Here is a 14,826-nt window from a genome sequence, read left to right as displayed (position 1 = left end):
CGGCACTAGGCTTCATACACCGGCCCTCCCCGGCATGACTACCCGCGACTGCCATCGGACCGCCGATATAACAGGGGGATATCATGAGCACGCAAGAGAACAAGCAACTTGTAATCGAGGGATATCGGCTATTCCAGCGCGGCGAGATCGGCAAATTGCTGGAGCTCTATCACGACGACGCCGAGTGGATCGGCCCGGAATCGGAGTTCCTGCCCTTCGCCGGCGCCTATCACGGCAAGGCGGAGATCGCGCGGTTTTTCACCAAGCTTGACGCCGCCGCGCACGCCAACCGCTTCGAGCCGGCAGAGTTCCTGGCGGTGGATGACAAGGTGGTGGTGACGGGCCAGGCAAGCTGGCTGGCCAAGCCCACCGGCCGCAGCTACGACAGCGCCTGGGTGCACGTGTTCACCCTGCGCGACAACAAGGTGGCCCGGCTCGACATCCACTACGACACGGCGGCGGCCGAAAAAGCCTTCCGGCCGGAGCAAACCGGCCAGGCCTCCGTTGCCGCGCAGTTGCATCACTAGGGTGGCGACATCGGTTCAGCGCTTGCGTATCACCACCTCCAGGTATTCCGCCGGCACCACCAGCGACGCCTGGCCCGCCGTGTTGAAGCGTTCGAGCAACGCCATGATGTCGTGTTCGAGCGCCTGGCCGGCGCCGGCGTCGAGCGCGGCGAAGGCCTTGTGCACGGGGCCGTAGAAATCACGGAACACCTGCAGCCAGTGCGCGGCGGAGGCGTACCGGAAGTTGAAGATTTTCCGCTCCGCGTGGATATGGGCCGCCTGCGCGCCGAACAATCCGTTCAAGTATTCCTCGTTCCCCCACATGCCGGGCGATTTCAAACCCGCCGGCGGGGGCAGGTGCTGCCCTATCGTCTTGAACAACTGCCCGATGAAGCCTTCCGGCGTCCAGTTCGCCAGGCCGATGCGGCCGCCGGGCCGGACCACGCGCAGCATTTCGCCTGCCGCGCGGACATGGTCGGGCGTGAACATGACGCCAAACGTCGACAGCGCCGCGTCGAAACCGCCATCGGCGAAAGGCAGCGCCTCCGCGTCGGCTTCGCGGAACGCCACCGGCAGCCCCTACGCCGCCGCGCGCATGCGCCCCTTTTCCAGCAGCGCCGGCACGTAGTCGGTGGAGGTGACTTTCGCGAACCGGTGCGCCGCGGCGAGCGTGGCGTTGCCGTTGCCCGCCGCGATGTCGATGACCTGCTCGCCGGCGCGGATATCGGCGGCCTCGGCCAGCGTCTCGCCCACGATCTGGAGCGTGACACCGATGACGGCGAAGTCGCCGCTCGCCCACGTGGCCTGCTGGCGTTGTTTGACCGCGGCGAGATCGGGTCCTCCCGGGTCACGCGCTTGTTGGGTGGAAGGGATGGTTGTGGATAGGCTCATGGCGGTTCTCCCGGGTTGATTGGGGCTGGCCGACGCAGGGATTTGCGCGGGTCCCGACTTCAGTAACCGGTCTGACAGCGCGGCGCGGCGGCGGTTCGCCCAATCTCGCGATGTTCCTTCCATGACGCCATCCACTGTCGGTGCGCTTTACATGCATTTAGGAAATGGAAACGCTAGCGCTACCAAGTCCTTGATATAAAACAAGTTAATTTCCGGGCATACATATTGCTTATTCATCAATTTACAAAAATTTAAGAGGAATGACCATGTGGAAAACCAAATTGGCGGCCGGGCTGCTCTCAGCCATGTTTTCGCTCAGTGCGCAGGCGGGTTTCATTCAATACGATTTTTCAGGCGTCACGTTTTCCGATGGCGGACAGCTGAACGGCTACTTCGTGCAAAATACCGCCAACAAGGCGGTCGCGTATTTTGACCTTGCCGTTAGCGGCGGAAGCGCCATGCACGCAGCCGAATTTTTCCCTTCGGGCAGCATGAGCAATATCAGCGCGGCTTCCACGCATTTTTCAGGCGCGGGCCCGACCAATTTTTCCGTCTTCAACAACCAGGACACCATCCTGTACAAACTGGCCCTTAGCTTCGGCTCGACCTCCACCGCAGGAACCTACCGCGTATTCGGCAGCAATAGCCAGTCGCCCCAGGCAGAACCGGCATGGATGTACGGCGAGCCCGGCAGCCGAACCATTGTCAGCGGCCAGGTGACCGAGGGTGTGATCTTGCAGGGGCTGCTCGCGTATCTGGAAGCAGGCGATGTCCCGGAAATCAATGACATCATTCCGCTCTACTCCCCCGAGCCGGAACAGGTTCCCGAGCCAGGCTCGCTTGCGTTGCTGATGCTCGGCGCCGCCGGCATGCTGGCGGCCCGCCGGAAGGCGGCCGCCTAGCCGTCCGTGCTTTTCACCGGTTGAAGCTCCAAGGAACTCGCGCCTTCCGGATTTGGTCCAACACGGGTTATCAGCCTGATGCATCGACCTGGAGCCATCCATGAAAATCACCCCCATCGCGGCGGCCGCGGCAACGACCGCCTTGGCGGCGCTGGCATTCCTGCCGGCCGGCCAAGCGGAACGTCCCGGCCTCGCCAAGCTGTTGTTCGACAATGGCGCCGTCTGCGCCCCCGCGCAGGACGGCCGCCCCGTCCTGCTGGAGCGCATGATACTGGCCCAGGCCGAAACCGCCCCCTTCCAGCCCGGGCGACAGCCGGCCGCCAGGCCCGCCGAGGGCACGCCCCCGCTGTACAAGGACCTCGGCAAACTGGCCGTGCCCATCACGACCGCCAGCGCCCAGGCGCAAGCCTATTTCAACCAGGGCATGCGCCTGACCTACGGCTTCAACCACGCGGAGGCGGCGCGCGCCTTCCGCGCCGCGCAGCGGCACGATCCCGACTGCGCCATGTGCCACTGGGGCGAGGCGCTGGTGCTCGGCCCCAACATCAACGCCCCCATGTTCCCCGAGGCCTACCCGGCCGCCGCCGCCGCGGCGGCGCGCGCCCTCGACCTGTCCGCGCGCGCCACCGGCCCCGAGCAGGCCCTGATCCGGGCCGTGGCGCAGCGCTACGAGGCCACCGCCCCGGCCGACCGCGCCCCCCTCGACCAGGCCTACGCGGCCGCGATGACGGAGGCCGCGCGCGCCTTCCCCAACGACGACACGATCCAGGTCCTGTTCGCCGAGGCGCTGATGGACCTGTCGCCCTGGAACTATTGGGAGGCGGGCGGCGCCAAGCCCAGGGGCCGCACGACGGAAATGGTGGACGCGCTCGAGCGCGTGCTGGAACGCCACCCCACCCACCCGGGCGCCATCCACTACTACATCCACGCGATGGAGGCGTCCACCGAGCCGGGCAAGGCATTGCCGTACGCGCGCCGGCTGGCGCGGCAGATTCCCGGCGCCGGCCACATCGTGCACATGCCCTCGCACATCTACTACCGGCTGGGCCTGTACAAGGACGCGCTGCAAAGCAATCTCGACGCCGTCGCCGTGGACGAGAAATACTTCGGCCGCTCGGCCAGCGACCCGGTCTACAAGGGCGCCTACTACCCGCACAATCTCCACTTCGTGATGGTCTCGGCGCTGATGGGCGGCGACGGCGCCACCGCCCTGGACGCGGCCGCCAAGCTGGACAAGGCCATCGCCCCGGTCCAGCTCAGGCAGTTCGCCATGATGCAGCCGGTGAAGGCGGCGCCGTACTTCTCCCACGTGCAGTTCAGCAGTCCCGAAACGCTGCTGGCGCTGCCCGATCCGGGCACCGATTTCGTGCTGGTGAAGGCGATGTGGCACTACGCGCGCGCCGTCGCCCAGGCGCGCAAGGGCAACGCCGCCGAGAGCCGCCGGGAGATCGACGCCATCGACGCGATCGCCCGCACGGCCGACTTCAAGCCCATCACCGACTGGGGCGTGCCGGCGCCCGAGATCGTCCGCACGGCGCGCGCGGTGGCCGCCGGCCGGCTGGCCGACGCCCAGGGCGACCTCCCGGCGGCGATCCGCTCCTACCAGGAGGCGGTGGCGATCCAGGACCAGCTGCCCTACACCGAACCGCCGTACTGGTACTACCCGGTGCGGCAGTCGCTGGGCGCGGCGCTGCTGCGCACGGGACGGCTGGACGAGGCGGAGAACACCTTCCGCGCCTCGCTGGCGCGCACGCCCAGCAACGGCTGGGCGCTGAGCGGCTTGATGGAGGTCTATCGCCGGCGCGGCGACGACGCGGCCCTCGCCGCCACGCGCAAACGCTTCGCGACGACCTGGCTGGGAAAAGCGGGCGGGCCGGCGCTGACGCTGCTGTAGCGCGACGTCGCGCGCCTATTTCGGGACCGGCCGCGGGAACAGGGCGAAGTCCGGCAGCCTGCCCTGCAGCTTGAGATCGGCCTCGCCGCCGATGCGCACCACGGACGCGTCCGACCCGTCGAAGGCGGGCCAATCCGGCAGCCCTTTTCCGTTGGGATTCCCGCTGCGCGCGAAATTGACCCAGGTGTCGGCCAGCCTGGCCGCCAGTTGCCGGTCCGCCGGGGTCCAGGCGCGCTTGTCCTGGTCCAGCTGGTCGAACACGTATTGGATCTCGGCGCCATGCCCCGCGCCGCAGCCGTAGCCGCACGGCGCAGCGGGCGCAGCCGGCCGGTGGGCGAAGTAATACAGGTAGGGCTTGGCCCGGCCGTGTTTCGCCTGCAGGTCCGCCCAGTACCACATGCGCCAGCCCCACCAGTCGTTGGTGAGTTGATTGATGGAGGCCGCAGCCTGGGCATCGGTGGCGCCGGGATAGGCCGCCAGCAGCGCGCCGGAAGGCGCGTGGCCCAGCAGCTTGGCCACCAGTTCCCGGTGGTTGGCGGCCTTGAACGCGCCGGTGCCCAGGATTTCCGGGGCCAGGTCCTTGCCCTCCTCCGCGTTCCATCCGGCGAGCAGGGGCACGTCGTTCTGGCGGCGCTGGCGATAGGTGGTGGTGAGGTCTTCGCGCAGGACGTGGCCGTCGACGATGGGATGCGGCGCCCACGCCGGCTTCTGCAGGGCCTCGACGCTCATGGCGCGCAGATCGGCCAGGTTTTTCGCCCCCGCGGCCTGGGCGAACGCCAGTCCCTGCGCCTCGGCGGCGCGCCGGTCGAACTGGCCGTCCTCGCCCGGGTCGAGCGGCATGGCGTAGTTGCCGCTCTGCGCGATGGCGCGCTGGAACAGCCCCTTCGCCCGCGGCGACGCGACCAGGATCGTGACCGATTCGGCGCCCGCCGACTCGCCCATGACGGTGACGCGCCCGGGATCGCCGCCAAAGGCCGCGATGTTGTTCTTCACCCAGCGCAGCGCGGCGATCTGGTCTTCGATGCCCTGGTTGCCGGAGGCCTTGTGGGGCGACTCCGCCGTCAATTCCGGGTGGGCGAAGAAGCCGAATATGCCGAGGCGATAATTGACCGTGACGACGATGGCGCCGCGCCTGGCCAGGTTGCCGCCGTCGAACGCCGCTTGCGAGGCCGTGCCGCCGTAGTAGCCGCCCCCGTGTATCCAGACGATGACGGGAAGATTCCCGGCTTTTTCAGGAGCCCAGATGTTGAGGTAGAGGCAGTCTTCGCTCTTGGGACTGGAAATCCACACCGCCGTCTGGGCGCACGCCGCCGAGAAGCCGCGCGCGTCCCGCACGCCCTTCCAGGGCGCGACGGCCTGCGGAGCCCGCCAACGCAGCTTGCCGACGGGCGGCGCCGCGAAGGGAACGCCGAAATAGGTCTTCAGATCCCCGGCGTGCGCGCCGGCGATCCGCCCGCCCGTGACGTTCACCGGGGCTGTCGATTGCGCCGCGTGGCCGGTGTGGGCCGACAAGCCCGCCAGGCAAAAGGCGGCCAGGCCGATGGTCCGCAAACGCTTCATACATTTCCGCACGTGGTCTCCTCCTTCATTGTTAATGTGTGCTTAACATATTAACGAAATGAAAACGATAGCGCTACCAATTTAAGGAGCGGGCATCCAGCCGATCGGCGGCCAGCGCGCCCGCACCCGGCCCGGCTTCAGCGGGCGGACCAGTGTGGCCTGGAAACGACACCCGCCGCGTTTGGCGAGTCCGTCACTTGGGCCCATACGCCGCGCTTGTGTTTCGGGCAAGCGGGGGCAATACTGACTCTCCAGGCAGTCGACACGGAGCGCATATCATGGACGAGCAAGCCAACCTTGGCATCGTAAGACAGTGCTACGAAGCGTTCGCCACGGGGGACACGGCGCGCATGCGCTCCTACTTCGCCCCCGGGATCTCGTGGGAGATCCCCACCGTGCCCGGCGTGGCCTTCTCGGGCAAGCGCCAGGGCTGCGAGCAGGTGATGGCGTTTTTCAGGGAAATGGGCGAGGCGCAGGAGGTGCGCGCCTTCGCGCCGAACGAGTTCATCGCCAAAGGCCCGCGGGTGGTGGTGCTGGGCCACTACGCGTTCACGATACGGGCCACCGGCGCCTGTTTCGAAAGCGACTGGGTCCACCTGTTCACCGTGCGCGACGGCAAGATCACCGACTTCCGCGAATTCCTCGACTCCCACCTGGCGGCCGCCGCCTATCGCGGCGGCGCCGGCGGCTGAAGCGCCCGCCGCCGGCCCGGGCGCCCGCACGGTTGCGCGGGGGCGCGGTTGATCACGGCGCATGAGGCAGGTATGCTGGTCCCATGAACATGCCCGACAGCCTACGCATCTCGATCGATCAGCTACAGGTCGGCTTGTACGTCCATCTCGACCTGAAATGGTTCGAGCACCCCTTCGCGTTCAGCCATTTCAAGATCAAGAACGAGGAGCAGCTCAAGACCATCCGCGGCCTCGGCCTGGCGACGGTGCGCTACGATCCAGCCCTGAGCGACGCCCCGCCCCTGCCGGCCGGCGCGCCCCCGTCCGCGCCGGAACCGGAGGAGGCCGCGGCGCGGCCGCCGACGGCCGCGCCGGAGCCCTCGGCCGAGCTGCTGGCCAAGCGCGCCATGATGGCGCGCATCAAGGCGCAGCGCGACGACGCCGCCCGCATCGAGCACGCCTTCGTCAACACCGCCAAGGCGATCCGCGACATCGAGAAGAACCTGTTCTCCCGCCCGGCAGACAGCCTGCGCCAGGCCAACGAGCTGATCACCGGCATCGTCGATTCCATCCTGGCCGCGCCGGAGTTGGCCATCCACGTCATGGGCGACAAGATGGGCGGCGAGGAGGTCTATTACCATTCGCTCAACGTGACCATGCTGGCGATGATGATCGCGCGCGACATCAAGCTGCCGCAGGAGGTGGCCGGCCCGCTGGCCATGGGCGCGCTGATGCACGACGTGGGCCACAAGAACATCCCCGACAAGATCCTCAACAAGCTCGACCCGCTGAGCCACGCGGAAAAGAACCTGTACGAGATGCACAGCCAGTACGGCGCCGACATCGGCGAGCGCCTCGGCCTGTCCGCCGTCAGCAACGCCGTCATCCGCGACCACCACGAGACCTTCGACGGCGCCGGCTACCCGCGCGGGCTGAAGGGCGAGGCGATCGGCGTGCTGGCGCGCATCGTCTCGATCGCCAATTTCTACGACGAGCTGTGCAATCCCATGAACATCGCCGCCGCGCTCACGCCGCACGAGGCGCTGTCGATGATGTTCGCCAAGCTGCGCGGCAAGTTCGACCCCAAGCTGCTGCAGGTCTTCATCCGCTGCCTGGGCGTGTATCCGCCCGGCACCATCGTCCAGCTGTCGAACGGCGTGATGGGCATGGTCGCCACCGTCAACACGCTCAAGCCGATGAAACCCATCGTCGCCATCTACGACGCCAGCGTGCCCAGGGACGAGGCGATCCTGGTCGACATGGAGCGCGAGTCGGACCTGAACATCGTCAAGGCCATCCGGCCGGCGCAAGTGCCGCGCGAGATCTACCACTACCTCAGCCCGCGCAAACGCGTCAGCTACTACTTCGACGCGGGTGCGGCGGGCGCCGCCCCGCCATGAAGAGCCTGCCGCAACTGATGCTCGACCATTGCCCGAACATGATGCTGCTCGTGCGGCCGGACGATCTGGGCATCGCCGTGGTCAACCGGGTCGCCTCGCAGGTGCTGGGCTATAGCGAGGAGCGGTTGCTGGGCATGTGCATCACCGACATCGAATCGTCGCTGCAGGACGTGTTCTACTGGGAGGAGGTGCGCAACGGCCAGTACGACGCCATCGACGCCCAGGAGGGCCAGTACCAGTGCGCCGACGGCGCGCTGCTGACGGTGGCCAAGTCGATCCACGTGATCCACCACGAGGGCGCGCCGCTGCTGCTGGTGCAGGCGCGCGACATCCAGCACCAGCAGCAGGTCGAGGACGCGCTCGAGCAGACCCTGTCGCAGCTGCAGGCGACCCTGGAGTCGACCGGCAACGGCATCCTGGTGCTCGACTGGCACGGCAAGATCACCAGCATGAACCGCCTGTGCAGCGCCATGTGGCGGATACCGGAGGAGCTGCTGCTGGCCGGGAACGACGAGGCCATCCTGGGATTCCTGTCCGCGCAGGTGCTGGAGGCGGACGTCTGCCGCGGCCGCCTGCGCGAAGTGCTCGACCGCGGCGAGGCCGAGGACCTGTTCCGCCTGACCGACGGCCGTGTCTTCGAATGCAAGTCGCGGCCGCAGTACCTGGGCGAGCGCATCATCGGCCGCGTGTTCGGCTACACCGACATCACCGAGCGCAAGCTGGCCGAGGAGGCGCTGCGCCAGTCGCGCGACCGGCTCGAGGAGCGCGTGCTGGAGCGCACCGCCGACCTGCGCCTGGCCAACGCCACGCTGCAGACGGAGAAGGCGCGCCAGCAGGACTTGATCGGCAAGCTGGGCGAGGCGCAGAGCCAGCTGCTGCAATCGGAGAAGATGGCCTCGATCGGCGTGCTGGCGGCCGGCGTCGCGCACGAGATCAACAACCCGGTCGGCTTCGTCAACTCCAACCTGGGCTCGCTGCAGCGCTACACGCGCGACCTGTTCAGGCTGCTCGACGCCTACCAGGAGAGGGAAGCCTGCCTGGCGCCGGCGGACAGCGAGCACATGCGGCGCCTGAAGCTGGAGATCGACGCCGACTTCCTGCGCGAGGACCTGGACAGCCTGCTGGCCGAGTCGCTCGACGGGCTGGACCGCGTCAAGCGCATCGTGCAGGACATGAAGGAGTTTTCACACGTGGACGGCGGCGGACGCCAGCAAGCCGACCTGGAGGCGGGCCTGGACAGCACGCTCAACGTGGTGTGGCACGAGATCAAGTACAAGGCCGAGGTGGTCAAGGAGTACGGCGCGCCGCCCGCCATCGAATGCTACCCGTCGCAGCTGAACCAGGTGTTCATGAACCTGCTGATCAACGCCGCCCACGCGATCGAGGAGCACGGCCGCATCACCGTGCGCACCGGCCACGACGGCGCCAACGTGTGGGTCGAGATCGAGGACACCGGCAAGGGCATCGCGCCCGAGCACCTGAGCCGCATCTTCGAGCCCTTCTTCACCACCAAGCCCATCGGCCAGGGCACGGGGCTGGGGCTGTCGCTGTCCTACGGCATCGTGCAAAAGCACGGCGGCGCGATCGAGGTGCGCAGCGAGGTGGGCGCGGGCACGGTGTTCCGGGTGGTGCTGCCCACGCACCCGCCGGCCGCCGCCGACGACGCCCCTCAGCGCACGTAGACGCCGGCGCAGACCACGCGCTCGTCGAGCCGTTCGCAGTACATGCGCTTGGCCAGGATCTGCTTGGTCACCGGGTCGAGGAAGCTGTAGTTCTGCCAGAACTTGCCCTTCTGCCTGGCCAGGTCGACCCGCTCGCGGACGAAGGGTCTGCCGTCCGCGTCGCGCAGCTCGATCAAATCCTTGCCCACCATCTTGGGGTTCTGGCCGTGGGCCAGCACCTTGCCGTCCAGGTCGTACACCACCGGATACAGGTCGCCATGGACCCAGGCCGCGTCCTTGGCCGTGATTTCCTCGTAGGTCTTGGCCGCGTCCTTGCGGACCGCCGCCACCGCCTTGGCCACCAGTTGCTCGGCCTGCTGCGGGGTGGCGTAGTCGGCGGACAGCGCGCCGCCGGCGAAAGCCAGCAGCAAAGCCGCCGTGATTGCGTGTTTCATGCCCATCTCCTGGTTACTTGTCGATATCGCACCGGAACAGCCTGCGCCGCCCGGCCGCGTCAGCCTATCATACCGCCATTCCCCCGGCGCATGCGGGCGCGCCGGCGCGGGCAAAGGGCATACAATGGATCAGCCCGCCTTCAAGCAGTCCAGGCCATGCAACGCGCCGCCGCGGCGCACGAGGACGCCTCCATGACAACGGAAACCGCAACCCGCGCCAGAACCCTGGTGGACCTGCCCTCGCCCAAGGGCGTGCCCGTGCTGGGCAACGCGCTGAAGATGGACCCCAAGCGCATCCACCTGGTGCTGGAGGAATGGGAGCGCGAACTGGGGCCGGTCTTCACGATACGCCTGGGCCCGCAGCAGGTGCTGGTCTGCGCCGACGCCGGCATGCTGCAGACCGCCTTGCGCGAGCGGCCGGACAAGTACCGGCGTTTCTCGCCCATCGAATCCGTGCTCAAGGAAATGGGCGGCAACGGCGTGTTCTCGGTCGAGGGCGAGGGCTGGCGCCCGCAGCGCCAGCTGGTCATGCACGCGCTGGCGTCGACCAATTTCCCGGCCTTCTTCCCGGCCATGCACGCCATCACCGAGCGCCTGCACCGGCACTGGCGCCGCGCCGCCGAGCACGGAGAGATCGTCGACATGGGCAAGGACCTGGCGCGCTACACGGTGGACGTGACCACCGCGCTGGCCTTCGGCGAGGACCCGAACACGCTGGAGAAACCGGGCGACGCGATCCAGGACCACATGGCGCTCATCTTCCCCATGATCATGGCCCGCGTCAACGCGCCCTTCCCGCTGTGGCGCTACATCAAGCTGCCCAGGGACAGGGAGTTCGACCGCTCGCTGCGCGTGGTGCAGGAGCACGTGCACGGCCTGATCGAGCGCACCCGCAAGCGCATGGCCGGCCTGCCGCCCCTGCATCCGCACAACCTGCTGGAGGCGATGCTGCAAAGCAGCGCCCAGCCCGGCTCGGGGATCACCGACGACATCATCTTCGCCAACGTCATGACGGTGCTGCTGGCCGGCGAGGACACCACCGCCCACACGCTGGCCTGGACCATGTACTTCCTGGGCACGCGGCCGGACATCCAGCCGCGCATGCACGCGGCGGCCGTGGAGGCGCTGGGCGAGGCGCGCGTGTGCCCGGCGTTCGACGACATCAAGCGGCTCGATTTCTTCGAGGCGGTGGCGCACGAGGCCACGCGGCTCAAGCCGGTGGTGCCGGCGCTGTACCTGGAAACCGTCACCGACACGGTGCTGGGCGACGTCGCCCTGCCGCCGGGCACGCCCATCTTCTTCCTGCTGCGCCCGTCCATGCTGGACAGCGACCACTTCGCCAACCCGGCCGCCTTCCTGCCCGAGCGCTGGGAAGCCGGCCACCACCAGGTGCAGCCGCACGACACGCGCGCCTACGCGCAATTCGGCGCGGGGCCGCGGGTGTGCCCGGGCCGGCATCTGGCGGGCGTGGAGCTGCGGCTGGTGCTGTCCATGCTGGCGCGCAACTTCACGCTGGAACTGGCGGTCGATCCCGCCACCATCGCCGAGGTGTCCGCCTTCACCATGCGGCCCAGCGCCATGCCGGTGCGCCTGACGCCGCGCCCGGATTAGGCGTACAGCAGCATCGCCGCGGCGAGCGCCACGAACAGCGCCCCCATGCAGCGCTGGAAGCGCCGCATGCCCTCGCCCGCCAGCATGGCCGGGCCGGCGTGCGCGGCCAGCAGCACGTAGCTGAAATGGGACACGAAGGTGCAAGCCACGAACGTCAGGCTGAGCACGAGGAAGCGCGCGACCGAGAACGTGCCGATGGGCATGAACTGCGGGAAGATCGCGGCGAAAAACACGATGCTTTTCGGATTGCTGCAGGCCACGGCCAGGCCGCGCGCGAACACGGCGTAGCGGCCGTCCTCCGGCTTCGGCGTCGGCTCCCGCTCACGCCGTGCCGGCTGCGCCGGCGCCCCCTCGCGCGCCGCCGGCGCGGGCGCGGGGGCCGGCTCCTTCGCACCGGCCTGGCGCCACTGCTTCACGCCCAGCCACGCCAGGTAGCACGCGCCGCCCGCCTTGAGCAGGGTGAAGGCCAGCGGCGAGCGCTGGAACAGCAGCCCCACCCCGCTCACCGCCACGCACGACACCAGGAACACGCCCACCGCGTTGCCGGCCGAGCTGTACGCGGTGCGTCGCGGGCCCAGCGCCATCGTGGTCGAGATCGCCAGCAGCACGCCGGGACCGGGACTGAAGGTCGCCGCCAAGGCCACCGCGAGGAAGGAAAGCCAGAGAGAGTAGGTCATGCCGGGCACCGGAAGTGATCAGGAGCGACCAGTATCGGGCTTTTCACATTCTTTAAAAATAGCATACCATTTACAACATCTTTAACCCACGTTTAACAATCCCCATGGACAAGATGCGCAGCATGGAAGTATTCGTCCGGGTGGTGGACGCCGGCAATTTCACGGCGGCGGCGCGGGCGCTGAACCTGTCGACGGTGATGGTGAGCAAGCATATCGCCGCGCTGGAAAAGCTGGTCGGCGCGCGCCTGCTGCACCGGACCACCCGCAGCCAGAGTCTGACGGAGATCGGCGCGCAATACTGCGAGGAATGCCGCCACATCCTGGCGCTGGTGGAGGCGGCCGAGCGGGGCGCGCAGTCCATGCGCGCGGCGCCGCGCGGCACGCTCAAGGTGAGCGCGCCGGTGGCCTTCGGCGGGCAGTGCCTGGCGGGGGCGCTGGCCGACTACCTGGAGCGCCATCCCGAGGTGAACGTGGAGCTGGAACTGTCGAACCGGCTGGCGGACGTGGTGGAGGAAGGCCTGGACGCGGCCATCCGCGTCGGCCACCTGAAGGACACCTCGATGGTGGCGCGCGCGCTGCGGCCCATCCACATGGCGATCTGCGCCGCGCCGGCGTACTTGGCGCGCCACGGCACGCCGCAAAAGCCGGCCGACCTGGCGCGCCACCACTGCCTGGACTTCTCGCACTGGCCGCGGCACGTGCGCTGGCGCCTGGACGAGGCCGAGCCCGCCTTCAACATGCGCGCCAGCCGGCTGCGCTCGAACAACGGCCACGCGCTGAAGCAGGCCGCCTTGGCGGGCGCGGGCATCGTCATGCAGCCGGAGATGATGCTGGCCGACGAGATCGCGCGCGGGCTGCTGGTGCCGGTGCTGGGCGGCTACCTGCCGCCGCCCCGTCCACTGCACCTGATCTACCCGCGCGACCGCCAGTCCACGCCGAAGCTGGCCAGCTTTGTCGAGTTCATTGTCGAGCGCTTCGGCGCCGGCGCGGCGGGCGGCGCATCAAGCGGCGTCTCAGGCCGCGCTTGAGGCGCGCCGTGGCGCGCCACGGCGGCGGCGCGACCAGCCCAACAGGCCCAGGCCCGCGCCCAGCAGCCCGAGGCTGCCCGGTTCCGGCACGTCGTTGGCGACCCGGGCGGTGCCGTCGAAGGTGACTTCGTCGATGAAGGTGAACGGCCCCTCGGCCACCAGCGACAGACGCAGCTGGTCGGTGTAGAAGCCGAGGCCGGTCAAGTCCAGGAACACGTGCGCAGCCATCGAGCCCACGGCCCGGTCGTTCGCGCTGCTGAGGGGCACGGTCAAGCTGCCCGCCAGCGCCCACGCCGAGCCGGTCCAGCCGTACACCTCGAACGAGGGCAGGACCACGTCGGCGATGTTGTCCTGCGTGCTGCCCACGTGCACGCCCGTGAAATCGTACTTGCCCGAGAACGTGAAATCGATGTTGACGCGGTCGTCGGTCCATCCCGTCCATTCCGCGGCCGGGCCGCCGCCCAGGTTGACCTCCCAGCCGGCCCGTCCCAGCGCGCCATTGGTCAGTTCGCCTCCGCTGTCGGTGTAGCAATAGGTGCCGCAGTCGGTCGCCACGTCGAAGCTGTAGCTCGAAGGAACGGGGCCGGCGCTGGCCTGGCCGGACGCCAGCAGGGCAAGGGTGAAGGCAAGGGCGGAAGTCATGGCTCGCATGGGGGTCTCCTGTTGAGGTTTGTCGTATACACACTTGCGATCGACAAGCAACGAATGTGCCATCCATCCCGCTATTACTCCAAATAATTGATTTTCAAAGGAAATTTAAGTTACTTTAAAGAACTGCAACATTAACCTTCTTACCATTGTGTAAAATTTTCCGAAAGCAAATTAAATTGGCTCAACTGAGCGCGACAGCGGCGAAAAGCGCCCAGGGCTATTTTGAAAAACCCGGGGCTTTTTTCTAAATACCCCAGGGGTATTTTCAACGGGGTCGGAGCGGAAGCAATGGCCTTACTCCGACCGCCACATGAGAAGGAGTCCTACTTCGGGCGCACGCGGGCGGGGCAATAATGGCGCTTCACCTATAGTTTTGAGGAGAAGCCCATGAACACCAAGGCACTATTGCTGGCCGCGGCCGTGATCTCGGCGCCATGCGCCTGGGCGCAGGAAGTCAATCCGCGCAACCCCACGGACACGCCCGCGCTGAACACCATGGCCATCGACCAGGGTCCGCCCACCGCCACCGATTACCAGTTCAAGCGTCCCACCGACACCAAGAACAGGAACGAGCTGCGCTCGGCCGCCCGCTTCGAGCCCGCGCTGACCACCTACGGCGCCAGCGGCGCCACCGGCTCCACCGGCGGCGGGACCGCCACCTATCCGGGCGACACGCTGGACAACGCGCGCCAGCCCGCCACGCCCGGCGCCACGCGCGACCTGCCGGTCCAGCCCGACGTCGAACGGCCGGACAACGAGCTGCGCCCCGAGCGCTACTAGCGTCTCCCGCCCGCGGCCCCGGCCGCGGGCGCACCCCATCCACGCCGCGCGGCGTGCTGCAATGCACATACGACAGTCGTTGACCCGGTCCATGCGGACTGCGATACTTTCTTATCGGATAGGGCTGATGGCATAAAGA

13 protein-coding genes and 1 pseudogene are annotated in these 14,826 nt (G+C 67.8%); 9 read left to right on the top strand and 5 right to left on the bottom strand.

What is annotated here, in order from left to right:
• Positions 1–83 precede the first annotated feature (83 nt).
• Positions 84–527 carry a nuclear transport factor 2 family protein gene (locus BM436_RS11090; RefSeq protein ID WP_093555580.1) on the top strand — a complete coding sequence of 148 codons (444 nt, stop codon included), beginning with the start codon at positions 84–86 and terminating at the stop codon, positions 525–527.
• Positions 528–542: 15 nt separating this feature from the next.
• Here the strand turns inward: BM436_RS11090 and BM436_RS11085 are convergent.
• A pseudogene (locus tag BM436_RS11085) lies at positions 543–1,397 on the bottom strand (class I SAM-dependent methyltransferase).
• 266 nt (positions 1,398–1,663) lie between these two features.
• Here BM436_RS11085 and BM436_RS11080 point away from each other — a divergent pair.
• Together BM436_RS11080 and BM436_RS11075 are read left to right on the top strand one after the other, a co-directional pair.
• Positions 1,664–2,299, top strand: a complete 636-nt coding sequence (locus BM436_RS11080; protein WP_177307118.1) for a PEP-CTERM sorting domain-containing protein — start codon at positions 1,664–1,666, stop codon at positions 2,297–2,299.
• Positions 2,300–2,399: 100 nt separating this feature from the next.
• Positions 2,400–4,193: a tetratricopeptide repeat protein gene (locus tag BM436_RS11075; protein ID WP_229489962.1), complete on the top strand. Its 1,794-nt coding sequence runs from the start codon at positions 2,400–2,402 to the stop codon at positions 4,191–4,193.
• Between the two features lie 15 nt (positions 4,194–4,208).
• Here the strand turns inward: BM436_RS11075 and BM436_RS11070 are convergent, their stop codons facing one another.
• Positions 4,209–5,753 (bottom strand): carboxylesterase/lipase family protein, encoded by a 1,545-nt coding sequence (locus BM436_RS11070; protein ID WP_093555578.1) that lies wholly within the window; start codon positions 5,751–5,753, stop codon positions 4,209–4,211.
• Positions 5,754–6,031: 278 nt separating this feature from the next.
• On the opposite strand from BM436_RS11070, the gene BM436_RS11065 reads away from it, so the two are divergent.
• From BM436_RS11065 to BM436_RS11055, 3 genes are all read left to right on the top strand, one after another.
• Positions 6,032–6,445, top strand: a complete 414-nt coding sequence (locus BM436_RS11065; RefSeq protein ID WP_093555577.1) for a nuclear transport factor 2 family protein — start codon at positions 6,032–6,034, stop codon at positions 6,443–6,445.
• 83 nt (positions 6,446–6,528) lie between these two features.
• The gene (locus BM436_RS11060) at positions 6,529–7,824 is read left to right on the top strand and encodes a cyclic di-GMP phosphodiesterase (RefSeq protein WP_218164836.1); all 1,296 of its coding nucleotides are present in this window, start codon (positions 6,529–6,531) and stop codon (positions 7,822–7,824) included.
• Positions 7,821–9,506: a PAS domain-containing sensor histidine kinase gene (locus tag BM436_RS11055; protein ID WP_093555576.1), complete on the top strand. Its 1,686-nt coding sequence runs from the start codon at positions 7,821–7,823 to the stop codon at positions 9,504–9,506. Before BM436_RS11060 ends, BM436_RS11055 begins: the two co-directional genes overlap by 4 nt.
• Here BM436_RS11055 and BM436_RS11050 read toward each other — a convergent pair.
• Complete coding sequence (locus tag BM436_RS11050; RefSeq protein WP_093555575.1) at positions 9,494–9,940, bottom strand: cache domain-containing protein; 447 nt, start codon at positions 9,938–9,940, stop codon at positions 9,494–9,496. The genes BM436_RS11055 and BM436_RS11050 overlap by 13 nt on opposite strands.
• A 156-nt stretch (positions 9,941–10,096) precedes the next feature.
• Here BM436_RS11050 and BM436_RS11045 point away from each other — a divergent pair, with 156 nt between their 5' ends.
• Positions 10,097–11,551, top strand: a complete 1,455-nt coding sequence (locus BM436_RS11045; RefSeq protein ID WP_229489952.1) for a cytochrome P450 — start codon at positions 10,097–10,099, stop codon at positions 11,549–11,551.
• On the opposite strand, the gene BM436_RS11040 is transcribed toward BM436_RS11045, so the two are convergent.
• Positions 11,548–12,228 carry a LysE family translocator gene (locus BM436_RS11040; protein ID WP_093555574.1) on the bottom strand — a complete coding sequence of 227 codons (681 nt, stop codon included), beginning with the start codon at positions 12,226–12,228 and terminating at the stop codon, positions 11,548–11,550. The two genes, BM436_RS11045 and BM436_RS11040, sit on opposite strands and share 4 nt — an antisense overlap.
• A gap of 104 nt (positions 12,229–12,332) precedes the next feature.
• Between BM436_RS11040 and BM436_RS11035 the strand changes: the two genes are divergently transcribed.
• Positions 12,333–13,256 (top strand): LysR family transcriptional regulator, encoded by a 924-nt coding sequence (locus tag BM436_RS11035; protein WP_093555573.1) that lies wholly within the window; start codon positions 12,333–12,335, stop codon positions 13,254–13,256.
• Here the strand turns inward: BM436_RS11035 and BM436_RS11030 are convergent.
• The gene (locus BM436_RS11030; protein WP_143133068.1) at positions 13,242–13,907 is read right to left on the bottom strand and encodes a PEP-CTERM sorting domain-containing protein; all 666 of its coding nucleotides are present in this window, start codon (positions 13,905–13,907) and stop codon (positions 13,242–13,244) included. The genes BM436_RS11035 and BM436_RS11030 overlap by 15 nt on opposite strands.
• A gap of 387 nt (positions 13,908–14,294) precedes the next feature.
• Here BM436_RS11030 and BM436_RS11025 point away from each other — a divergent pair, with 387 nt between their 5' ends.
• A complete protein-coding gene (locus tag BM436_RS11025) occupies positions 14,295–14,687 on the top strand; it encodes a hypothetical protein (RefSeq protein WP_093555571.1) in 393 nt (130 codons plus the stop codon).
• Positions 14,688–14,826: the final 139 nt, after the last annotated feature.

The organism is Pseudoduganella namucuonensis, assembly GCF_900116645.1.
Classification (GTDB): Bacteria; Pseudomonadota; Gammaproteobacteria; order Burkholderiales; family Burkholderiaceae_D; genus Rugamonas; species Rugamonas namucuonensis.
This window is presented reverse-complemented; position numbering and strand designations above follow the sequence as displayed.